Origin of the sequence: Xylanibacter ruminicola (genome assembly GCF_900107775.1) — a bacterium.
Classification (GTDB): domain Bacteria; phylum Bacteroidota; class Bacteroidia; order Bacteroidales; family Bacteroidaceae; genus Prevotella; species Prevotella ruminicola_C.
Window position 1 is genome coordinate 606,980 of the sequence record NZ_FNRF01000001.1, and the last position, 22,283, is coordinate 629,262.

Annotated in this window: 18 protein-coding genes and 1 pseudogene; 2 read left to right on the forward strand and 17 right to left on the reverse strand. The window is 48.4% G+C overall.

Annotation, left to right across the window (positions count from 1 at the left end; all coding sequences use genetic code 11):
- Positions 1-2 precede the first annotated feature (2 nt).
- The gene (locus tag BLU97_RS02230; RefSeq protein ID WP_074760051.1) at positions 3-3,218 is read left to right on the forward strand and encodes a GH92 family glycosyl hydrolase; all 3,216 of its coding nucleotides are present in this window, start codon (positions 3-5) and stop codon (positions 3,216-3,218) included.
- On the opposite strand, the gene BLU97_RS02235 is transcribed toward BLU97_RS02230, so the two are convergent.
- The 14 genes and pseudogenes from BLU97_RS02235 to BLU97_RS02305 all read right to left on the reverse strand — a co-directional run bounded on the left by BLU97_RS02235 (position 3,208) and on the right by BLU97_RS02305 (position 15,651).
- On the reverse strand, positions 3,208-5,631 hold the full coding sequence (locus BLU97_RS02235; protein WP_254771641.1) for a glycoside hydrolase family 3 N-terminal domain-containing protein: 2,424 nt from the start codon (positions 5,629-5,631) through the stop codon (positions 3,208-3,210). The genes BLU97_RS02230 and BLU97_RS02235 overlap by 11 nt on opposite strands.
- 166 nt (positions 5,632-5,797) lie before the next feature.
- Positions 5,798-8,167 carry an outer membrane beta-barrel family protein gene (locus BLU97_RS02240; RefSeq protein ID WP_081352818.1) on the reverse strand — a complete coding sequence of 790 codons (2,370 nt, stop codon included), beginning with the start codon at positions 8,165-8,167 and terminating at the stop codon, positions 5,798-5,800.
- Positions 8,168-8,296: 129 nt separating this feature from the next.
- On the reverse strand, positions 8,297-8,710 hold the full coding sequence (locus BLU97_RS02245; protein ID WP_074760054.1) for a YjdF family protein: 414 nt from the start codon (positions 8,708-8,710) through the stop codon (positions 8,297-8,299).
- Positions 8,711-8,741: 31 nt separating this feature from the next.
- Positions 8,742-9,191, reverse strand: coding sequence for a GNAT family N-acetyltransferase (locus BLU97_RS02250; protein WP_074760055.1), 450 nt, complete (start codon positions 9,189-9,191; stop codon positions 8,742-8,744).
- Between the two features lie 3 nt (positions 9,192-9,194).
- Complete coding sequence (locus BLU97_RS02255; protein ID WP_074760056.1) at positions 9,195-9,728, reverse strand: flavodoxin family protein; 534 nt, start codon at positions 9,726-9,728, stop codon at positions 9,195-9,197.
- A gap of 12 nt (positions 9,729-9,740) precedes the next feature.
- Complete coding sequence (locus BLU97_RS02260; RefSeq protein WP_074760057.1) at positions 9,741-10,271, reverse strand: GNAT family N-acetyltransferase; 531 nt, start codon at positions 10,269-10,271, stop codon at positions 9,741-9,743.
- Between the two features lie 7 nt (positions 10,272-10,278).
- Positions 10,279-10,893, reverse strand: coding sequence for a hypothetical protein (locus BLU97_RS02265; protein ID WP_074760058.1), 615 nt, complete (start codon positions 10,891-10,893; stop codon positions 10,279-10,281).
- Positions 10,894-11,287: 394 nt separating this feature from the next.
- A complete protein-coding gene (locus BLU97_RS02275) occupies positions 11,288-11,782 on the reverse strand; it encodes a cysteine hydrolase family protein (RefSeq protein WP_254771642.1) in 495 nt (164 codons plus the stop codon).
- Complete coding sequence (locus BLU97_RS15905; protein ID WP_074760392.1) at positions 11,783-12,220, reverse strand: pyridoxamine 5'-phosphate oxidase family protein; 438 nt, start codon at positions 12,218-12,220, stop codon at positions 11,783-11,785.
- Between the two features lie 90 nt (positions 12,221-12,310).
- Positions 12,311-12,583, reverse strand: a pseudogene (locus tag BLU97_RS15910) (zinc ribbon domain-containing protein); the annotation flags it as partial.
- A gap of 43 nt (positions 12,584-12,626) precedes the next feature.
- Complete coding sequence (locus BLU97_RS02290) at positions 12,627-13,652, reverse strand: acyltransferase family protein (protein WP_074760060.1); 1,026 nt, start codon at positions 13,650-13,652, stop codon at positions 12,627-12,629.
- Positions 13,653-13,714: 62 nt separating this feature from the next.
- Positions 13,715-14,290 (reverse strand): flavodoxin family protein, encoded by a 576-nt coding sequence (locus tag BLU97_RS02295; protein WP_074760061.1) that lies wholly within the window; start codon positions 14,288-14,290, stop codon positions 13,715-13,717.
- Positions 14,287-14,772: a GNAT family N-acetyltransferase gene (locus BLU97_RS02300; RefSeq protein ID WP_074760062.1), complete on the reverse strand. Its 486-nt coding sequence runs from the start codon at positions 14,770-14,772 to the stop codon at positions 14,287-14,289. The genes BLU97_RS02295 and BLU97_RS02300 overlap by 4 nt, the downstream gene beginning before the upstream one ends.
- A 3-nt stretch (positions 14,773-14,775) precedes the next feature.
- A complete protein-coding gene (locus BLU97_RS02305) occupies positions 14,776-15,651 on the reverse strand; it encodes an alpha/beta fold hydrolase (RefSeq protein ID WP_074760063.1) in 876 nt (291 codons plus the stop codon).
- Positions 15,652-15,792: 141 nt separating this feature from the next.
- Here BLU97_RS02305 and BLU97_RS02310 point away from each other — a divergent pair, with 141 nt between their 5' ends.
- Positions 15,793-17,397 carry a LytTR family DNA-binding domain-containing protein gene (locus BLU97_RS02310; RefSeq protein WP_074760064.1) on the forward strand — a complete coding sequence of 535 codons (1,605 nt, stop codon included), beginning with the start codon at positions 15,793-15,795 and terminating at the stop codon, positions 17,395-17,397.
- On the opposite strand, the gene BLU97_RS02315 is transcribed toward BLU97_RS02310, so the two are convergent.
- The 3 genes from BLU97_RS02315 to BLU97_RS02325 form a co-directional block, all read right to left on the reverse strand.
- Positions 17,392-19,539 (reverse strand): outer membrane beta-barrel family protein, encoded by a 2,148-nt coding sequence (locus BLU97_RS02315; RefSeq protein WP_074760065.1) that lies wholly within the window; start codon positions 19,537-19,539, stop codon positions 17,392-17,394. The genes BLU97_RS02310 and BLU97_RS02315 overlap by 6 nt on opposite strands.
- A complete protein-coding gene (locus tag BLU97_RS02320) occupies positions 19,533-21,545 on the reverse strand; it encodes a M13 family metallopeptidase (RefSeq protein WP_074760066.1) in 2,013 nt (670 codons plus the stop codon). Before BLU97_RS02320 ends, BLU97_RS02315 begins: the two co-directional genes overlap by 7 nt.
- 126 nt (positions 21,546-21,671) lie before the next feature.
- A complete protein-coding gene (locus BLU97_RS02325; protein ID WP_081352821.1) occupies positions 21,672-22,232 on the reverse strand; it encodes a LiaF domain-containing protein in 561 nt (186 codons plus the stop codon).
- Positions 22,233-22,283 lie beyond the last annotated feature (51 nt).

The window sequence follows — 22,283 nt, forward strand, 5'->3', positions numbered from 1 at the left end:
ATATGAAGAAAGTACTATATACAATGATGTTGATTGGGTTGGCATGTATGATAGCTAACCCCGTTTTTGCGCAATATGAGAAATGGGGAGGTGTGTATTATGCCTATCCCATCGAAACGGGTACAGATAAGCCTCAGTTACAAGCAGCCCCTGCTGGTTACGAGCCTTTCTACATTTCGCATTATGGCAGGCATGGCTCACGCTGGCTTACCAACGATGCACGATACACCTGGGTGAACGAGCATTTTGCCGACACCAAGAACCTGACAAAGTTAGGTAAGGATGTGCGCAAGCGACTGGAGAAAATATGGAAGAACGCCAAAGGCAACGGCGGACAGCTTACAGCCTTAGGTGCCCGACAGCATCGTGGCATAGCCCGCAGGATGTACCAGAACTTCCCCCAGCTGTTTACTAAGGATGCCCACTTAACAGCACATAGCAGTACCGTAAACAGATGCAAGGTGAGCATGGAGAATTTTGTGGATGAAATAAAACTATTATCCAACACCCAACACCTTACACCTATCACCCGCGAAGAAGATATGGCATGGATAGCCTATACCTCGCCTGAGGAAAAAGCGTTAGAGAACAGCACCAACGTGCCACTCACCATCTCGCCCGACAGATTTATCAAAGCCCTGTTCATAGATGCCTCGAAAATAAAAGAACCAGCCAAACTGCTGATGGAGATACACACCATCGCATCGGATATGCAGGATGTTGAGCTGAACGTATCACTCTACGATATCTTTACAGCCGAAGAGTTTCTGGCTGTTTACGAGAAGAACAACAAGAGCATGACGATTGTGCATGGCGACGTGATCGAAAACAATGGCATACCTGCCCGCAGCGCCATCTCACTTTGGCAACGTATCGAGGCCGATGCTGATGCTGCCATCGCCCGTGGCGGCGTGGGTGCCGACTTGCGATTCGGACACGACTCAAACCTGTTCCGTTTGCTTTCGTTGATGGGCATTAAGCTCAGAGGTGAGCATTATAACTACATGGACGAGATTCTGCCCATGGCGGCTAACCTGCAGATGATATTCTACAAGAATGCACAGGGCGACGTGCTGGTGCAATTGCTGCATAACGAGCACTCAATAGGCTTTATGAGCTGGCAAGTGCTGAAGCAACAGGTAGCCGACCGCCTACACCACTTTGAACATCTTCGCCAGCTATGTGCCTTAAACACCATGGTAGGCACAGCACCCGCCAACACCAAAACGGCAGGCTTGTTTGGCAAAGGGTCAGAGGAGCACGGACAAACGCTGCCAGCAGTACTCGTACCCAACGGACAGAACTTCTGGACACCACAGACCCGCGATACTGAGCAGAAGTGCATTGCACCTTATTATTATACTGACTCGCTGTTTCAAGGCATTCGTAACAGTCATTGGATAGTAGGTGGTTGCACACAGGACTATGGATCGTTTACTTTGGCCGCTCTCAGTGGTCAACTTCGTTTAAAGCCCGAACAACGCGCCACCCCATTCTCGCATCAACAAGAGATATCGCATCCCCATTACTATGCCGTACGTCTGCCCAAGGAACATCTGAAGATAGAGATGACAGGTAGCAGCCATGCAGCCATCTTCCGTATCACCCCTGAGCAGGACGGACCAGTACACATCGTACTGAATCATAATAGCGACGAGAAGGTGGGCTATCTGCAGATTGACCAGCAGACTAAGACCATCTATGGCCGCAACCCTGTGCATCGCATTTATCAAGGTTGGGGCGAGCAGGCTGGTTTCGACGGGCACTATCTGCTAAAGGCCTATAATGAGATAAAGGATTGTGGCATAGATAGCCTATGCGCTTGGTTTACCTTCGAGGGCAAAGCCCATCAGCCCATCATCCTGAAGGCCGCCACCTCGTTTACCAACCAACAGGGAGCTGAGAAAAACTTCGCTACAGAAGTAGAAGGTTACGACTTTGAAACCATGATGGCGCAAACAGCCCAACAATGGATTGACCGCTTGCATACCATCGATGTAGAGGATAGCAACACAGCACGCATCAATCAGTTTTATGGTGCCCTCTATCGCTGCTCGTTCCTCCCACGCGAGATGAGCGATGTGGATGGCGCTTATCCCAAGTTCGCTGATGGTAGCATCGTGTGCCCTTCAGGGCATCGAACCTATTACGGCGACTTCTCGATGTGGGACACCTATCGTGCCCTGCACCCACTCTACACATTGATAGCCCCCGATAAGGCGGCAGACATGATGCAATCGCTGGTAACCATGTACACCGAAGGCGGTTGGCTACCCATCTTCCCCTGCTGGAACTCTTATACCGCCGCTATGATTGGCGACCATTGCAGCACTGTGCTGGCCGATGCCTATATCAAAGGTATCAGGAACTTCGACTACGAAAAAGCCTACGAGGCCATGCGTAAGAATGCGTTTGAAATACCTGCCAACTTCGACGACTACAAGAACGGCATGGGGCGCAGAGCACTTACCTCGTACCTGAAATATGGCTATATCCCCTTGGAGGATGGTGTGAAAGAGGCTTTCCACCAGGATGAGCAGACCTCACGAACCCTTGAATATGCGTTCGACGACTTTGCTGTAGCCCAGTTAGCCAAGGCCTTGGGCAAAGAGCAGGACTACAAGGAACTGATGCGTCGCTCAGAAAACTGGCGCAACGTCATCAATCCCAAGACAGGCTATTGCGACGGTCGCCATAAGAACGGAAAGTTTGAAAACAACACCGACTTTATCCATCGCAAGTCGTACATTACCGAGGGTGCAACCTGCCACTACACTTGGTATGTGCCACAGAATGTAGAAGGCCTCATCGATGTACTTGGTGGCAAGGAGAAGTTCGAGGCCAAGCTCGACTCACTCTTTTCACAAGGTCGCTACTGGCACGGCAACGAGCCTTGTCATCAGATACCTTGGCTTTACGATTTTATCGGCAAACGCGAAAAAACCATCGAGCATGTAGCCCATATCCTCGACACAGAGTATAACGATACCCCAGGCGGCTTGTCGGGTAACGACGATGCTGGTCAGATGTCGGCTTGGTATGTGTTTGGTTCTATCGGATTCTATCCTGTTTGTCCGGCTACCGATCGTTATATGTTAGCCGCCCCCAGATTCCAGAAAGTAACACTGAACATGGAAAAAGGCAGGAAGTTTACGATAACGCCGAACTCCCTGCCCCTTCATCGGAACTATATCACTCAGGACGAGATTAAATATTAGGCTCGTCCCAGATCTTTGTCTGTGTGCAAGCAGTACCTACAGTCTGGTTGCCAACCTTCAGGATAAAGTCGCCCTCCTCAAGGGTCCACTTACCATCGGCACCTACAAAGGCTAAGCTCTTGGCAGGCAACTGGAAGGTAACAGTCTTTACCTCGCCTGGCTGCAGCTCAATCTTAGTAAAGTCGCGCAGACGCTTGTTATCAGGTACGATAGATGCAACCAGATCGCTGCTGTAAAGCAGTACAGCCTCCTTACCGGCCTTGGCACCTGTGTTCTTAACATCTACGCTTACTGTCAGCACATCAGCAGCAGTAAACTGCTTCTTGTCAACCTTCAGGTTGCTGTACTCGTAGGTGGTGTAACTGATGCCATAGCCGAAGGGCCACTGCAGACTTACCTTTGCGTCGTAGTTGTAAGCGCCAGCCATGGTGCCCACCTCTTCTGATACCTTATAATCATAGGTGTTCAGCGAGTTAATCTCACGAGGATAGGTGTAAGGCATCTTAGCCGAGAAGTTGGCATCGCCAGCCAGCAGGTTGGCCAGTGCATCGCCACCGTAGTTACCAGGAATCAGGATATCAACCACAGCCTTAGCCAATGGCTCGATATCAGCAATCAGACGAGGACGACCCTCGTTCAGCACCATGACGATGGGCTTGCCAGTCTTGGCGAGTGCCTTAACCAGGTTGCGCTGGTTTGCCGACAGCCACAGGTCGTTCAGGTTACCAGGTGTCTCAGTATATGAGTTCTCACCGATACAAGCGATAATTACATCTGCCTTGTCGGCAGCGGCAACGGCCTTGTCAATCTCAGGTTCGTTCTCATCATAGTAAGCACCATTCTCATTATAGGTTACACCCTGCTCCAGAATGATGTTCTCCTTACCATACTTATTACACAGAGCCTCATAGATGGTGTTGTACTTCTCTGAAAGTTCCTCTGCCTTCGAACCCTGCCAGGTGTAGCTCCAACCTCCATGCAGACAACGCATCTGGTTGGCGTTAGGACCAGTCAACAGAATCTTCTTACCCTTAGCCAAAGGCAGGATATTACCCTCGTTCTTCAGCAGAACCTCGCTCTCCTCAGCAGCCTTCAACGAAGCGGCTGCAAACTCAGCACTACCAAACTTCTCAAAGCCCTTACCACCTGTGTTTGGCTTCTCAAAGAGACCCAGACGGTACTTGGCACGCAGGATACGGCGAACGGCATCGTCGATACGACTCATCTTCACCTTACCCTCCTGTACCAGCTCCTTCAGCAGGATGCAGAACTCAACGCTATAGGGGTCCATCGACATATCGATACCTGCATTGATAGCAATACGGATGGCATCTTTCTTATCTTTAGCTACATGCTCGCGAGAGAACAGATTGTTGATATCAGCCCAGTCGGTAACCAGGAATCCATCCCACTGCAGGTCTTCCTTCAACCACTTAGTCAGATACTCGTAGCTGGCATGAACAGGCACGCCGTTGACTGAAGCCGAGTTAACCATCATGGTAAGTGTACCTGCCAAAGCAGCAGCCTTGAAAGGCTCAAAATACTTCTCACGAATCATCTGTGGCGAGAGGTAAGCGGGGGTACGGTCCTTACCAGTCCAAGGAGCACCATAAGCAAAGTAGTGCTTGGTGCTGGTACCTACGTGATACTGGTCGATGTGGTTATTATCATCACCCTGATAACCCTTAATCTCAGCTGTAACCATCTTTGAGTTTACGATAGCATCTTCGCCAAAGCTCTCATATACACGAGGCCAACGTGGGTCGCGACTCAGGTCAACCACTGGGTTATACACCCAAGGACAGTTGGCTGCACGACTCTCGTAAGCTGTAATCTCAGCACCTCTGCGAGCCAGTTCGGTATTGAACGATGCACCTAAGTTGATGGGCTGTGGGAAGAGTGTTCCACCCTGAGTATAGGTTACGCCGTGGTTGTGATCCAGACCATAGATATCAGGAATACCCAGATACTTCATCGACTTTTTCTGAATCAGCTGAATCCACTGCTGCCACTGGGCTACTGTTGGAGCCTTCGTGCCTGGTGCATTCAGGATAGATCCCACCTTCCACTTAGAAATAAGTGTATCGAGCATCTGCTCGTTCAGTTTCCAAACACGCTTGGTATCACCCTGATAGATATCTACTGGGAATCCACCCAACTTGTCGATAATCTGCTGGTCAGTCATCTTCAGCATCTCCTTCACTTCAGCCTCCGAACGACCGTACTGCTGCAAAACACTGCGAACTTTTTCACGATCCACCTTGGCATTCTCTACAGTCATCTTGCCAATAATGTCGAGGTTCAATTCCAGCATCTGACCGATCTTCTCGTCGAGTGTCATCTTTGCCAGAGTCTTCTCAATCTTCGCCTCCAGCGCCGCATCACGGGGGATGGCTGGTTTCTGTGCTTGCATTATGGTTGCAGCACAAATCATTGCAATCGATAAAATTGTTTTCTTCATAAATTGTGTTGAGTTAATGAAATCTGCCTGCAAAGATAGTAAAAACATTTTAATATCCATCCCTTTTTGCCATTTTTAAGACACCTTTATAGAGTTTCGCTCATTTTATTAATCCATATCAGTTGCTGTTGCTCATACGCTGCTGCTCTGCTTTACCTGCACCTGTTCCCTTATACTTGCTCTTCTGGGCGTTGAAGGTGTAACGGATAGAGATGTCCAGACGGTGGCTACGGCTTCGTGTTTTCTGCAGAGCATAGAAGAAGCCACAATCATGAGCCATATCCTGTACGCTACGCTGGAACACATCGCTGATGCTAGCACGCAGGCACAGGGCATCATTCTTCAACCAGCACTTCTGTACCACAAAACTGACATTATACGAAGGTGAGAGAATACGGAAGTTCAGTACATCACCCTTTGTCTGGATGTTGGCATTGGCCTCCAACTGCCAGCTGTGCTTAAAGCGGAAGGTGTTGTAGATGTCGAAGAAGAAGATGGGCTTAGTAAAGGTCACATCCGTCTTGCCTGTGGCGCTACGAGGATCGTCGTAGGTCATCGTGTTCCAAAACTTCTGCCCGCCAATGGTCCAGCTTGGGCTATATACACCCCAAGTGGGATTGGCCGAAAGGAAGATGGCCAGATTACGAACGGGATCGGACAAGTTAGCCTGCTTCATCAGCATGATACCCTCGTTGTTATAGGCCATTGGCACCTGTGTAATAGTGTTATCACGACGTTCGTAGGCAGCAAACAAGTTAATCCACTTCCAACGGGCATTGATGCTCACCTCCTGCATAGTGGCATTCTTGAGTTTCGAGTCGCCCTGCGACAGGGTATAAGAGTTCAGATAGTAAATATGGTCGTTCAGTGAGCTGTACTTCGGACGCACGGTTTTCATAGTGTAGCTCAGCGAGGTCTGGATGGCTCCAAACTGCTTTGACCATGTGATATTGGGGAAGAACTCATCCTGATAGCGCGTCATATTGTTCTCGGCATCCAGGTTGTCCGTATAGTCGAAACCCACATGCTCGTAACGCAGTCCGGCACTTACGATACCAAATTTATCCAGATTGGCATTGTAAGCTACAAAAGCAGCCACGTTGTTCTCCTTAACATCCGCATCAGTAGAGGGGAGAGGATAGTTAGTAATCGACGTACAGCTCTGTCGCTTCACGAAACTCATCTCCGTTCCAGCCTGCAACTGTCCCTTCCACACAGGATAGCTCAACACCAGTTTGGTAGCCCAAAGTCGCGATGATATATGCGAGTTCTGTTGCATGGTCTGGGTTTCAGGCAAATACACATCTATCTGGTTGTCGTCATTCTCCTTATCCGTCAGGAAATCCACGTTCAGATCAATGTTCAGTTTGTTCACCTGACCATTATAATAGGCATTGCCCTGCCAGCTATAGGGGTAGTGTGTATGACCACCCTGATGCGAAAGGTCGCGGCCAGTGAGGCTGTTTTCAGTATCCACCCACATGTCATTATACGTTTTAAACTGGTCGTGGCGTTCCACTCTGGCACCCAGCGAGTGCTTGTCGTTAATCTGCCAGTTAAAGCCCAGGTTGTAGTTCAGACCCTCTCCATGCCAGTCGTTACGCATGTGGCTGTCCTGAAGAATATTCCTGATGCCTTCATCGGCCCGGAGGAATGTGGATTGCGTAATATGCAGGTCGTTAGGACTATCCCACGACCAGTAGTTCACCATACCAAACAGGTCCAGATTGTTGCGGCGATAACGTAGGTTCAGCGTACTACTGGGATCGCTGAAGCCAAATGCTAAGTCCTGATTGTTGGCAGCCATCAGGTCGAAGCCGAAACCAGACCCCTCACGACGAACAGTCTTGATACGTACCACTGCCGAAATGGTGGCATCGTACTCTGCACCAGGATTGGTAATCACCTCTACGCTCTGTATCTCCTCCGAGCGCAGTCGTTTCAGTTCGTCCTTATCTCGCATCTTTCTACCATTAATATAAAAGACTGGTGTGCCCTTGCCCAGCACCTCCAGGTCTTCGCCCTTCAGCGTCATGCCAGGCACCTTGGCCAGCATTTCCTTGGCTGTACCCGACTGACCTAAGACGGTACCCTGAATGGTGGTTATCATCGAGTTGCCTGTCAGCTTGGTTTTAGGCATCTGTCCCTTCACCACTATCTCATTCAGCATTGTCTGATCTTGCTCCATCTGGATGGTTCCTATTTCCGAACCTTCAACGTTCACATACTTGGTACGATATCCGATGTACGAGAATCGCAGAATGCAGCAGGCGTCGGTAGTCATAATCTGGAAGTAACCATCCACATCGCTCGTTGCACCTTGTATATAAGTAGAGTCGGCTGTGAGCAGTGCCACACTTACAAACGGCAAGGGTTCACCTTGCATGTCAATTACTCGTCCACCTACATCCTCGGTCTTAGCCTCGGCTGTTAAACACATCATCATTGCAGCTATTAAAGCTACCATTTTCAAACTTAACTTTTTCATTTCTTTTCAAATTTAAATGTTTTGCCTGTTTGATGCTACATAAGCATAAAAAAGTTGCAATCCACCCCAATTATGGGACGAATTGCAACATTTTGTGACGAATGGTACACCTTTTTGTCTAGATAATACTTAATGACCTTTATGTTTTTCCTTCTTCTTGGCTTGACGCAGGTCGAACTGACGTTGCTTTTCGGCTTCGCATTCTGCTTTTGAGCGCTGTTTTCGTTCCATCTTGTTCTGTTCCTGTTGCAACTTCAGGGCCTGTTGCGACTTAGTACCAATGCCCTGTGACTGCATCTGTTTCTTTGCTTCGCGAAGTTGTCGCTTGGGATTCTTCCTAGTTTCGGTTATTGGAGCCACATCTACAGCCTGACTGAACTGGAGGCGATGCCAGTTCTTATCAATGAACTCCATCACCTCCCTGTCCGTCGGCTCGGCACCAAAAGTCACCTTGCAAACGTGCAACCCTTCATGATCAGTTTGCTCAAACAGCCCAATCCAAAAAGGATCCTCAAACAATACCGTCAGTGTGCCTGTATTCATGAACTATTTTGTAAACGAGCCAATCTCTATCTTATCTTTTCTCCATATAAACCCATGTTAATCCTGGGCCGACAATCTCATCTTTATATGGTCTGAACCCTTCGCGGAGATAGAATTCGTAAGGTGCCTGAACTTGCTTGCAGGTGCAAAGCCAAGCCCGATTGTGCGGAAGGAGTCGCTGAATCTCCCTGAACAACTGCTTCCCGATGCCTTGTTGTAGATATTCAGGTAATACCATCAATCGACCCATGTAAAGTGAACCGTCTTTTACATTGCCTCGGATGGAGCCAATGATACGTCCTTCGTCGTCCAGCATTTTCAGCGTCGTACATTCTGCAAAATCCTCGTATGCATGTTCCAGCGTCTCCGTCATTGGCAGTGCATCTTCCCAGCCCAGCTCTATGCATTGTGGGCCAAAGGCCTTGTGTTGCAGTTTCTGAAGTTCAGGAACATCCTGTATAGTTGCTAATTCTATTTTCATTTTCTATAATGACTTTCCTAATTCAAAAGCCTCGTTTAAGGCATTGGTCTTTTTGATATCGCCCTTATCCTTGACGCCACGAACTAACACGCGACCGACATCCTCTAACTTGAAGAAGTTCAGGCAAAGCTGGTATTGCGCGAGGATGCTGTCGAAGAGTTCTGGAAGTGTGGCGGCACCAACAAGCAGCAACGCCATTTTCTTGATGGGGAACGTATCCCTGATAGGATTATGACAGCGATCGATGACGGCCTTCAACTGTGCACTCAATCCATAGAAATACACAGGCGATACTACCACGAGCATATCGGTATGCGCCATCTTCTCGTAGATAATCGCCATATCGTCCTTCTGAGCACAAAGATGATACTCGTTCCTGAAGCAAGCGTTACACCCCATGCAGGGGTTGACCTTATAATCGTGTACAGAGACGACCTCTACATGGTGTTTCTGCAAGACACCTTTGACGAATGCCTCCACCAGCAAATCCGTATTGCAGCCCTTCCGTGGACTTCCTGAGAGAATCAATATATTCATACTACTCTCCTCCTATATTCTTGTTTTTAGTTCCAATCTCAACACTCTGATAGGTCTGTTCTCGCCTTGATACTGGTTTGCGTCGATGCAGGTTTCGCCCGTGGGAACGAAGCCGCACTTCTCCATTACACGGCCTGAGGCAGGATTATCTACAAAGTGGCCGCTGATGAGCGATTTGATGTCTGTTGTTTCTCGAATATGGTCTAACATCAGACGCAGTGCCTCTGTGCAGATGCCCTTATTCCAATAGGGCTTGGCCACCCAATAACCAATGAGCGGTTCACCCTCGCGGGCCGGCAGATCGCACTCGCACGACGGGCCGTACCCCATAGCGCCAATAGGCTCGTCAGTCTCTTTTAGAACGATAGCCCATGTGTGCAGCACGTCATTAAATACAGTGCGAATAATCTCCAGACTCTCCTCCACATTCTGATGAGGTGGCCATCCTGCACGAGGCCCCACATCAGGATCAGAAGCCCATTTATACAGTGTCTCCGCATCCGATTCGCGCCAAGGGCGCAATATGATACGATTTGTTTCCATTGTAATTCTATTCTTTTGATATTATCGTTTTCTCTTCCCATGCTTTCAGGAAAGCAAGCTGTTCTGGCGTATGAAACCAATGTTCTCCATCAGGCATGATGGTGACCTGACACTGATGCTGACTGATGAAGTCGTGACCAACTTCCTCGCTGACAATCAAGTCCACTTCTGGGCGAAGAATGTATGTGGGCGCAACCCAACTTGTAATTGGATTATTAACAACCCACTCGTAATAGTCGTCCTCACGCTGTGGCATCAGTTCGACAAACCGCTTCATGTCGAGAATTGGTGAAACAAGCAATGCCTGCTCCACTTTCTTGCTCTGGAAAGCCAACAACGTAAACCACGAACCTATGCTGTTAGCACGAACAGATACCGATTGCCAATTATCATATAGATAATCACAGATATCGTTCAGCAAAGGCAGTACCTCCCAAGGCTTGCGCTCTACAGGCAGGTCGATACCCAAAACTTGATAACCTTTGGGCACAGCCACCTCTGCAAAAGCCAATGCCTCTTCCTTGTGTCCATGCAACCCATGCACAAACAGGAATACTTTTTCGCTCATTTCGCCAATAATCAGCGCCGGCGTAGAGCCAATATTTAATTCAACAACCTTCATGTCTTGTTATTCGCTTACGCGCATTATTCGGAATGTACAGCGGTCGCTTCCCCTGAGAATCGTATTCTCAATCCGAACATCGAATTGGCTGTCTGGTTCAAGTTGCGACAAGATATATAGAATGCTCTGTCGTGAGCACTCACACTGCTGCGGATGGTTTCTCAACCCACATTTAACTTTAGGGCACGAACATTCCAGATAACTCAGTTCATAAACCTTTCCTGGCTCAATCACCCTACCCGTATAGGACTTGCTGTTGTACCCTTCCGTATAGATTCTGTCAAAATTCCCTTCATACTTGGCATATATTTGCTTATGTATCTGGAGAACATGATCTTTTACACATTCGATGGCTTCTTCTCTATAGCACATATTTTTGTTTCATTATGTTCTTTCATTGTTTGTAATCGGCAAGCGTTTTGACCTCACAGCCTTTGCTTTCATAATAGGCGAGCATCTCCGGGAGTTTCTTCAGGTCGTAACTGGTGACGCAATCGGAGAGGACATGCACCGTGAAGCCTGCCTTGGCCATGTTGAAACACGTTGATTTTACGCAGGCTGTAGCATCAGCACCAGCTACGTAGAACTCATTGATGCCATTCAATGCTATGAAAGCAGAAAACGCCTCGCTCGTTAGGGCATTGCTTTTCGTCTTCACGAAAATGTTATCTGAAACGACCTTCATCTCAGGTACCAGTTCCTCACCCTTACTGCCAGGCTTGAACGTTCGCGTAGCAGCCGTGATGTTGTTGTGTTTAATATACACAACCTGCATACCTTCTTCCACTGCCCATTCGATGGCCGCATTGATATTGTCGATGATGTCACGATAGTGCTTAGTGATGTCGTTCTGAATGTCGATAACGACAAGTGCTTTGTTGTTCATCATTTACTCAATCACAAAACTACGTGGATAAAAATCGCTATAGAAACGACCATCGGTGGCGGTGAATTTGAGTACGCAATAGTTCGGGTCGGTTACACCACCGGGGTAGTACTGCTCGTCGCCATTGTGCCAGATCATCTCCTTGCTCTTAGCATCCGTCAGTACCTCCATCGTACCCCGCAGCATCATACCCTTGAAACCTTTGGCATCGCAGAAATAGATCGAGGCCTTGGGGTTAGCCTTGTATTGAGCCACACGTATTGAGAATGTGTTGGTTGTAAAGTAGAAGGTTTTAATACCCTCGCGTTTACGTGGTTTCAGCATGGCCTTAGTCCAAGGAAAACCTTCTTGGTCTACTGACGAGATATAAGCGATGGGCAGTTTGTCGGCCATCTGTGCAATCAGTTCTTTAATGCCGGCTAAAGCGGGGTTAACATTCATCGCTTCATCGTTATTCACATCCAGCGTTTGGCGCCAACGCTTAAGCTGGGGAAAGTACGATTTCATCATGCCGATGTATTCCTCTTTGGTAATTGGCTTTTCCAACCCTTCATTTACAGCATTCACAAATTGAGCACAATGTTCAATCATCTCATCCATCGTACAATCCTGCAGGAACTTGCCGTCCTTGTAGCAGTACATGCAATAATCTTCGTTCTTACTTCCGTCGGCATTCGTGCCGAGGACTTCTTCTGTGAGCGGCATTCCGCAACTCTGACAAAATTTCTGTTTCATTTTATCCTTTGTTATTAATAATGTTTTGACGTTGCGAAGGTATATATATTTGGCGAGACAGCCAAACATTTGGGATAAACTGCACTGATTTGTGACGAATGGTATGAATAGGTCATAATACTTTCTTCGCTTTGGGAATCAGCCTTACCAACCAAGTGAGCACAAACGAACATATGGTGGTAATAATGCCGATGAACATAAACTTGCCGAAGGCTCCCATCCAGATGCCGTCGGTGGCGTATTGCAGAACTATCATCAGCAGAAGATGGAAGATGTATGCACCATACGACTGGGCGGCGCACCATTGCCAGAACTTGCTGTCCCAGTTTCCTCTTTCTCGGAATAACCATAGAAGTCCATAACAGATGAAGACACACAAGAACGATTCGTAGATGCCAAACCACTCTGTAACAAAGTCATTCCATGCTCCGCCATCACGAAGATAAATGCCCAATGCCAAAGCACATCCAATCGCTAACGATAGTGCTCCTGTGGTGTTACTCATTTTTTCGAGCCAGGCAAATCTACGTGCCAGTATGCCGATAACGAACATCATGACATATTGCAGATAATGGGCGGGTTCCATTGGCAATGGGATGATGCCAAAGGGCCAGATCCAATGATCCTGCGGGCTTACCTGACGGATGAAATAACTGCCAATACCCATTACACCGCCAAATATCAGCAGGCTGATGATGGTGGTTTTCGATGAGCACTCGCCATCGAAGGGCTTGCAGAATTGGCGAACTAAGGCATAAATAAGGCAGAACACTAGCAGACTCTCGATATACCACATGTGCCCAATCTCCGGCTTGCCTGATAAAACAGATATCAGTCCACCCATCAGCAAAAGCGGAATACCTAGGCGGATGAGTTTCTTCTGCACAAACACTTTAACTCCCTGTTTGTCGAAACTCGTGGGCACGAAATATCCTGAAATCAGGAAGAACAACCCCATAAAGAAGGCCGCATTGACGGAGAAGAAATGCCATATCCAAGGCATAAACTCGGCAGGATTGCTGGGATGGTAAGCCCAGTCGCCACCATCACCGTATGCCTGACCAGCATGGTGGAATATCACCAGCACCGTCAGACACACCTTCAGATTATCCAGATATAATAGCCGTTTCTTATTCATTTCTATATATTTGACGCATCTGTGATACGAATAGTTGCAGGAACTACCAAATCTCATATGGGTTATATATACAGCCTTTCAATCGCCTTGCGGCACTTTTGCTTGTCTTTATCAGTGAGCTCTGGATGCATGGCTGTGCCGCCGCGCTCGATGGTTTTCACTATTTTGAAGCCGGCATAGCGGGCGATTTCACGCATAGCACGAATGGCGCCTCGCGACTGTTTGAACAGGATGTTCCAAGGCCAAGGTGTGGTGCAGGTGCTGATGAGGATACACTTCTTACCTTTCATTAGAGGCTCTGGAAAGCGCGCTGTATCGCGCATCATACCATAGACGTGACGGTCGAACATCAGTTTCATCTGCCCTGGGATGTTGCCCCAATAGCAGGGCGCACCCATGATGATGGCATCGGCCTGCTGCATCATCTTCAGCACCCGCTGCGAATCGTCCTCAGCTTGTACGCATTTCTCTTTCTTTCGGCAAACCATACAACCCGTGCAGGGCTTTACGGTCAGGTCGTTGGTATACACCATCTCCACCGTGTCGCCTCGTTTTTCTGCTTCCTCACGCATGATGCCAAGCATCTGCGATATCAGTCCTTTCTTCCGTGGACTCCCGTTTATAATTAGTATATTCATATCTTTTCCAATACCATTTCGTATTCTTTCCATTGCTCCCCGTCAATCGCATAGGCATCTTCGCCTGTAATGCGGAAGCCAACGGACTTATAGCATTCGACGGCAGAGTTGTTGTCGCAAAACACGCCAAGAGTAATCTTCTGAACACCCAGTTCTTGCTTCGCATAATCGATAGCGAGACGCAGCAGTTGCTTGCCATAACCCATACCACGTTTAGAATCATCCACGATGACAAAGCCAAAACGAATGACACTTTTATCCTCTGAGGGGAATCTCAATAGGATATGCCCGACAATCTCACCCTCAGCAACAGCCGTGAGCGGATACATATTATCACCCTCGTACTGTTCCATCATCTCATCAGGCTGAGCAGGGAAATCCTTATACCTGTCGGCACTCCAAAGCCGGAAGGCATGCTTATCCTTGCACCAGTTCAGAATCGTAGAAGCATCGTTGATATTGAATGTTCTAAGTATCATCATTTTTTACTCTTTAATAAATGTTTTCAGTTTTTCGTTGAACATCTCTGGCTGCTCCATGTGAATGAAGTGCCCGCAGGTGGTCAGTTCGGTGTAGTTTAGATGGGGATAGAGTCGTTCCATCTTCTGACGATTGTCAGAATCAAGACCACTGTTCTGCGTACAGACGACCATTGTCTTGGTCTGGATAGGTCTTTGCGACCACCACTGGCGCTCTACCAGGTTACGCATGGTGCTCGATGCCACATACTGCGGTGTCTTGGGCATCACACTCATAGCATAGTCGGTGATGTACTGAGGTGTCTCAGGACCAGCCAGCGATGTGACAAAGCCCGCGATAACCTCACTACATTCTGAGCCGTCGAAAGCATGGCCAAACTGATTCACAGCCTCCACATATTCTGGCGTTTCCGTACCATCGTAGAAACAATAGACGCCATCGATATCAACAAGATTTCCCTGTCGGCCACTCATCAACACTTGACGGCAGACGGGTGTACCAAGGCTATGGCCCACAAGGACGACATCCCCTACATGCTCTTTGTCCAGCACTGCATTGACAGCCTTCGCAAAGAAGTCGAGCGTGTATTCCACATGCGGTTTGCTGCTCTCGCCATAGCCAGGAAGGTCGATAAAGACGAGTTGCAGGTTGTGTTCGTCGCGCAGAGCTTCGAACTGTTTCTCCCAAGTATTAAGGTCGCAGCCAAAGCCATGAACAAAGCAGATGGTCTTATCGCCATCGCCATACCTTTTATAATGTATGCGAACGCTGTCGTTAACAGTTTCATACTCTGAGGCAATATCAGCCAGTTTCTCTGGTTTAATGCTACATCCTGCCAGTATTACAGCCAACAAGAGTATAAAATAATGTTTTTTCTCCATATTTCTTCTTTATCTGTTCAACAATATTTTGACGTTGCAAAGATATGTATTGTTGCAATACGAAGCAAGTTTTTGGGATAATCTGTATATTTTTGTGACGAATAGCTTGGTTAAATCACTAATTTACATTATTTTTGCGGCATGAAACGAATTAATTGGCTACTCATTACATTACTGCTGGCTGCATGCAGCAAAACAGACAAACAGTTTATTATCGAAGCAGAGAGACTTGTTGGAGAACACGCCGACAGCGCCTTGTGTATACTAAATAAGGTAGAAGATGCCACCCGACTGAAGGGGGAATGGAAGGCTCGTTACTGGATGGCGATGGCCCAGGCACACATTGGCACCTACCAAGCGTTGTCGGAAGACTCGTTGGTGCTTTATGCTGCCGAATATTATCAAGATAAGGATAGCGCCATGCTGTGCAAGGCCCATGCTTTGGCATCGTCGTACTACTGGTGGCGCGACAGCTTTGTCAAAGCCAAGGATATGATGCGCCTGTCGGTAGAAGAGAGTAAACGCGCTAACGATCGCGAAGGCACCATCTCAAAACTCCGAAGCCTGGCCCGCATGGAATCGCTCGAAGGTAATCTGGATGGACTGAAACGCTATACCGAAGAGGTGGTGAAACTGGATGGCGGCGATAAGAATCAGGCCAAGTTGCTTAACAGTCTGGCTATCGAATATTTCTATCATGGCAACTACGATGCAGCCATCGCCACGATGGAACGTATCGTAGCTTACAGGGATACAGCCGCCGACTCCATCTATATCTGGAATGATGTGATGCGTAACTATGCTGATATGCTTGTAGCCATGGGCCAGCTGGATAAAGGCATCCAGCTGCAAGAATATATATTAGATCACTATCAGCATTCCACGATTCTTGAAGACAACAAGATTGGCGCACTCTTCTCGCTGTCGCATGCCTGGCTGCTGAAGGGCGACAAGCAGAAGGCCCGGCAGTATATGGATATGGTAGATGAAGAAAAAGCTACCGATGCCACCCGATTCTGCATGATAGCCCACCGCATGGTACTGAACTATGCCACTACAGGGCGATATGATATGACCGAAATAGCCGAGTATGCCAACAATAAACGCGATAAACGCGAAAAGAGCGAAGCTGTGGCCGAAGCCAAGGAGTGGTCGATGCATAATCTGCGCGACCATGAGCTGATGCTAACCGTTTCGCGCCAGCGCCAACTCATCTTCTTCCTGGCACTCACCTTAGCATTGATAAGCATTATATTCGGACTGTCGGTATTGGCAGGCAAGCGCAAAAAGCTGCTGGCCAAGCAGGAAGAGGAACTGGAGCTGCTGAACGAGCAGTTAAAGAGTCTGCAGAATGTACGTAAGGAAACACCCGTTGCCACAGCCGAACATGCAGCACCTACACATATCACGTTTACTGGCTCAACCAGCGATACGTTATCGCTCGACATCGCCAATCTGGTATATATAGAAGCAGTTGGCAACTATGTAAAAGTTTACCAACTGCTTGATGGGAAAATTAAAAACGATATGCTACGCGCTACCTCAAAACAGATGGAGGAGCAACTAAGCGCCTATCCTATGATGGTACGCTGCCATCGCGCCTTTATTGTTAACCTCGAACAGGTAGAGCAAATTATCTCGCACACTGGCACCACCCAGCTTGTAATGAAGAATTGCCATGATACTATACCCGTTTCGCGCAGTAACATGGCACAAATCAAGGCTGCGATTAAAGACCTGTTATGACCCCATACGTGCCTGCACGTCCTTTCCTGCACCTGTACCCTTGTACTTGCTGCGGGTAGCATTAAAGCGGTAGATGAGCGTTGTTACCAACTTATGGGTTGAGTAACGGTTGGTCTGTTTGAACCAATTATATCCCAGATCGCACACCTCGTTCACATGATGGCGCTGCAAGCAGTCGAGTACACCCACACGTGCTACGAGCGAACGGTCCTTCAGGAAACTCTTCTGTACAATCAAGCCCAAACGCAGACTATAGGTGTCGTTGTAGAAAATATACGAGTTACCTTTTGAACGGAACATCACGTTGGCATCAAACTGCCAGCCATGCTTGAGTGCAAACGTATTAAAGGCGTTTATGGTGTAAGTGGGCCTATCGCAGTACACACGGTACTGGTGATTGTGCGGACCCTCTACATCCAGATACAAATCCTGCTTCTCAACACCCAAAGTTGCATTGAGCGACCAGATGCCCACACGTGGTGTGAGCGACAGATAGGCGCTCAGCGTCTTGATGGGCTTATCCAGATTACGATGCTTTACAAGTGTGGCATCCTTCTGGGCGGTATTGATTTCCGTCCACTGGATGATGGCGTTATTGGTATGCTCGTACGAGGCCGAGAAGTTTATCCACTTCCAGGCCAGGTTCAGCGTCAGGTCGCGGATACGTTCGTTCTTCAACTGCGAGTTACCAGCTTGCAAGGTGTAGCGACTGATGTAGGTTACGGCATCGTTCATGGCAAAAAAGCTGGGTCGCTCGGTCTTCAAACTGTATGAGAGACCTGCCTGAACCTTGCCTAACGTTACTGCATACGATGCAGTGGGAAACCACTCGTCCATCGAACGGTGCAGATAGTCGTCATTACTAGCATCGACGTAGTCTAACAGCGTATGCTCGTAACGCAAACCCGCACTAGCCTGTCCCCATTTACCAAAGTCGCAACCATACTCGGCAAAGGCCGCAATGTTATTCTCCTTAATGTCGGCATCGGTATTGGCAATGGTAGCCTTATCAATCCAGTAGGTGTTATTACGCTTCACAAAACTCATCTCGGTTCCAGCATCCAGCGAACCCTTCCAGATGGGGTACGACAGCACCAGCTTGGCAGCATACAGATGGCTGTTGGTACCCGACTTACTCAGCACAAAGTCGTTCTGTATCTGGCTCTGCTCCACATTCTCACGGTCGGTATCGGTGCCGCCCTTCATAAAGTCGAAGTTAAAGTCGATACCCAACTTACCCACCTTACCGTTATAATAGGTATTAGTAAGAATGCCCAGAGGTTTGCTTTCTTTGCTGGTCTGGTGCGAGTACAGATGGTCGATTTTCACATTATTCTCAATCACATCCTCATCGTATATCACCTGGTTGGTGCCGCTTTTGGGGCGGTGAGTCAGGTCAACACGCGCACCCATCGAGTGATTCTCGTTCAACTGCCAGTTCACACCAGCGCTATAGTTCAGCTGGTTGTATTTCCACGTCATGGTGTAAGGGCCATGCTGATAAAATGTCTTCAGGTCGGTCATGGTCTTATCCTCTATCGTACTGTATTGGCGGTAGTCCTGATGGTAGAAATATACCTGTCCGAACACATCTACCCCATCCTTGCGGTAGTTGGCCCCCAACTTTACCTGTGGACGGTCGAAATCGTAACGCAGATCGCGCTCGTTCGAGAGTGTCGCATTCAGTCCCAGGCCCTCGCCCTTCAGCTTCTTAGTACGAATACGCACCACGGCACGTATCTGTGCATCGTACTGGGCTCCTGGGTTGTTAATCACCTCTACATCGCGAATGTCCTCGCTGCGTAGGCGCTTCAGTTCGCTGTCGTCGCGCATCTTTCTACCGTTGATATAGATAAGAGGCGTACCCTTGCCTAATACCTCGGGAGCCTCATCGGTACCAGTCATGCCTGGCACCTTTACCAGCAAGTCGCCCAGTGTACCTGCCGATGCTAGCGCCGTACCATCCACACGGGTAACCATAGCGTTACCCTTGAGGCGAGTGTGAGGGAGGCCGCCTTTAATGACGACCTCCTTCAGATTTAAATACTTGTCTACAGATTCTATCGAGTCCTGAGGCTCCTGCGCCCAGCTCGTTGTACAAACAAGGGCCAGGGCAGTTGCCGCAACATATTTTTTTACCATACTAATGCACGTTTTTCCTTAGGAATAAACATCTTGTCGCCCTGCTTGATGCCAAAAGCATCGTACCAGGTATCAATCATGGGCAGAGCAGCCATAACACGGATACGGGCAGGTGAGTGAACATCGCTGTTAACCAGCATGGCGGTGTACTCGGGGGTGCTGTTGCAAGCCCATACACGGGCATAGGCCAGATAGAAACGCTGAGCAGGGGTAAGGCCATCAACATTGCTAAGTGGCTCCTGCTTCATGCGGTTCTCGTAAGCACGATAGGCAATCTTCAAACCACCATTGTCGCTCACGTTCTCGCCAAGCGTCTTCTGTCCGTTCACCTTCAAACCAGGCACAGCCTCCTGCTCGCTAAACCAGTCGGCAATCACCTTGGTACGGGCATCGTAATTGGTCTTATCGTCAGCTGTCCACCAGTTCTTCAGGTTACCATCCTTATCAAACTGACAGCCCTGATCGTCGAATCCATGGGTCATCTCGTGTCCCATTACCACACCAATGGCACCGTAGTTGCTGGCGTAATCGGCATTTACATCAAAGAATGGTGGCTGCAGGATGGCTGCAGGGAAGTTGATGCTATTGAAGAGTGGGTGATAGAAGGCATTAACAGTCTGAGGTGTGCAAACCATGAGGGTTTTATCAACAGGCTGGTGCCAGTACTTACGGAACATGGCAGCGCGTGCCTCCTGAGTGATGCGGATGAAGTTCTCGACCAGATTCTCATTCTCGCGGATATCTACAAACTTCTCCATATCCTCCCACTTATCAGGATAACCTACATTAATATGCATGGCATGCAGCTTCTCAAGTGCCTTGGCCTTGGTACTATCACTCATCCAGGTGTTCTCCTTCAAACGGTCCTCGAAAGCCTGCTGCAGGTCCTTAACCAGTCGTACCACACGCTGCTTGCTGCTCTCGGGGAAGTACTCCTGAACATAAAGTTTACCAATGGTTTCGCCCAGACTACCGCTGATGGTTGAAACAGCACGCTTCCAACGGGGCTGCTGCTCCTGTACACCACTGATGGCCTTTTGGGCCTCGAAAGCACGATCCTCGAAAGCATCGCTCAGGAAACCGCTGTAAGAGCGAATAATCTGAAGCTCGACATACGACTTGAGATCATCGAGGCTGGTGTTTGCCAGTATCTTCTCAACCTCGTGCAAAGGCTCCAACTGACTGATATTCACCTGATCGATATCCTTTGGCATGCCCAAGGCATCGCGATAACCCACCCAGTCGATACCCTTGAAATCGTTCAGCAACTGCTGCCAAGGCATGATGTGGATAGTAGCCATAGGATTACGACGATCTACCTGATTCAGGGTCTTTATGCCGATGGCATGCTCGATGGCCCACTCGGCCTCCATCTTTTTCTGAGCCTCCTTGTCGCTGTAGCCTACCATCTTGAAGAAATCCTTAAACAGAGCCTTCTTGGCTTCAACAGTCTTCTTCTGCTGCTCATTAGGGTTAGCATAGTACTCCTGTGGCAGCGAAGCACCACCATGACCGCCACCAATCATATACTCTGACGAGTTGAATGGGTTGAGTGACAGACTGATACCGAATGGAGCGGTATTGAATCCCTTAGCATCGAAATCGCACATAAGTTTAATCAATTGCTCGCGGGTTTTAACCTCGCGTACCTGCTTCAGGTAGGGCTTGATTGGCTCGTAGCCCATCTTATTGCGGCTTACGCTATCCATATATAAGCGATAGAGAGCGCCTATCTTCTGCCCGTCGGTACCCTGAGGCAGCTGCTTCTCGGCGTACTTCATAATCAGTTCCTTAATACGATCGTTGTTCAGCTCCTCCAAGTCGGTAAACGCACCGTTCTCGGCATGCTGCTTATCCAGCGGATTGGCCTTGAGCCAGCCACCAACGGCATACTGCCAGAAGTCGTCGCCAGGTTTAACACTCGGGTCCATGTTCGCTTTCAGATCCTGTGCCGAGCCGGCCAAACTAACAAGGGCCATAGCTACAGCAAAAAACATTTTTTTCATACTTCGTAATCTATAATTAGTTCAACGATATTTGCTCTTACCATGAAAGCAACATGCGTCATCGCGACGGACGTTGCTTTTATTAGAAAATAATTCTAACTTAATATTAACAAAACTTGGTTATTCTTAGTTTTTAACATCAACGCCACCAAAGAAATTGCTGGCCACGATGTGCAGGCAAGGGGCATCCTTATCAGGCACATGCACGGTTGAGTTGGCTACGCCTCCGAAAAAGCTACGGCTCTTAACCAAAACATTGACGTGAGCTGGCACAAAGAGCTCGACACCACCACAGAAAGTGTGGATATCAATCTCCTCATCCTCGGTAATCACAGCCTCGCGCAAGTCCATACGGAGTCCACCACAGAAGGCATCGAGACGGGCTCCATGGAACGGCTCGCCACGGAAGATATACTCGTCGCCACCGTAATGCACGCAACAGCAGATGCGCTTGCCATCCTCGCCAATGGGCAGAGGGCGCTGCAACCACTGGTCAGGGTCGCGACGATAACTGTCGACAATCAGATGCGCACCTATATATATAATCAAACAGATGCAGAAGTACATGCTCCATGGACCTTCGCTCATGGTTTCGAACCACTCCCAATGAATAAGTCCCCAGATGGTGGCCAGCTTAACCAAACCGCCCACAACTAAAACTAATCCGATAATCGTTCTTGGTTTCATAACTCTCTTATTTTTGAAATTCTACATTTCGATTGTTTGACGCTGCAAAGA

Bases quoted from the DNA above. Each gene is read 5' to 3' on its own strand.
- BLU97_RS02230 (WP_074760051.1), top strand. From the start codon at position 3: ATGAAGAAAGTACTATATACAATGATGTTGATTGGGTTGGCATGTATG.
- BLU97_RS02235 (WP_254771641.1), bottom strand. From the start codon at position 5,631: ATGCAAGCACAGAAACCAGCCATCCCCCGTGATGCGGCGCTGGAGGCG.
- BLU97_RS02240 (WP_081352818.1), bottom strand. From the start codon at position 8,167: ATGAAAAAGTTAAGTTTGAAAATGGTAGCTTTAATAGCTGCAATGATG.
- BLU97_RS02245 (WP_074760054.1), bottom strand. From the start codon at position 8,710: ATGAATACAGGCACACTGACGGTATTGTTTGAGGATCCTTTTTGGATT.
- BLU97_RS02250 (WP_074760055.1), bottom strand. From the start codon at position 9,191: ATGAAAATAGAATTAGCAACTATACAGGATGTTCCTGAACTTCAGAAA.
- BLU97_RS02255 (WP_074760056.1), bottom strand. From the start codon at position 9,728: ATGAATATATTGATTCTCTCAGGAAGTCCACGGAAGGGCTGCAATACG.
- BLU97_RS02260 (WP_074760057.1), bottom strand. From the start codon at position 10,271: ATGGAAACAAATCGTATCATATTGCGCCCTTGGCGCGAATCGGATGCG.
- BLU97_RS02265 (WP_074760058.1), bottom strand. From the start codon at position 10,893: ATGAAGGTTGTTGAATTAAATATTGGCTCTACGCCGGCGCTGATTATT.
- BLU97_RS02275 (WP_254771642.1), bottom strand. From the start codon at position 11,782: ATGATGAACAACAAAGCACTTGTCGTTATCGACATTCAGAACGACATC.
- BLU97_RS15905 (WP_074760392.1), bottom strand. From the start codon at position 12,220: ATGAATGTTAACCCCGCTTTAGCCGGCATTAAAGAACTGATTGCACAG.
- BLU97_RS02290 (WP_074760060.1), bottom strand. From the start codon at position 13,652: ATGAATAAGAAACGGCTATTATATCTGGATAATCTGAAGGTGTGTCTG.
- BLU97_RS02295 (WP_074760061.1), bottom strand. From the start codon at position 14,290: ATGAATATACTAATTATAAACGGGAGTCCACGGAAGAAAGGACTGATA.
- BLU97_RS02300 (WP_074760062.1), bottom strand. From the start codon at position 14,772: ATGATGATACTTAGAACATTCAATATCAACGATGCTTCTACGATTCTG.
- BLU97_RS02305 (WP_074760063.1), bottom strand. From the start codon at position 15,651: ATGGAGAAAAAACATTATTTTATACTCTTGTTGGCTGTAATACTGGCA.
- BLU97_RS02310 (WP_074760064.1), top strand. From the start codon at position 15,793: ATGAAACGAATTAATTGGCTACTCATTACATTACTGCTGGCTGCATGC.
- BLU97_RS02315 (WP_074760065.1), bottom strand. From the start codon at position 19,539: ATGGTAAAAAAATATGTTGCGGCAACTGCCCTGGCCCTTGTTTGTACA.
- BLU97_RS02320 (WP_074760066.1), bottom strand. From the start codon at position 21,545: ATGAAAAAAATGTTTTTTGCTGTAGCTATGGCCCTTGTTAGTTTGGCC.
- BLU97_RS02325 (WP_081352821.1), bottom strand. From the start codon at position 22,232: ATGAAACCAAGAACGATTATCGGATTAGTTTTAGTTGTGGGCGGTTTG.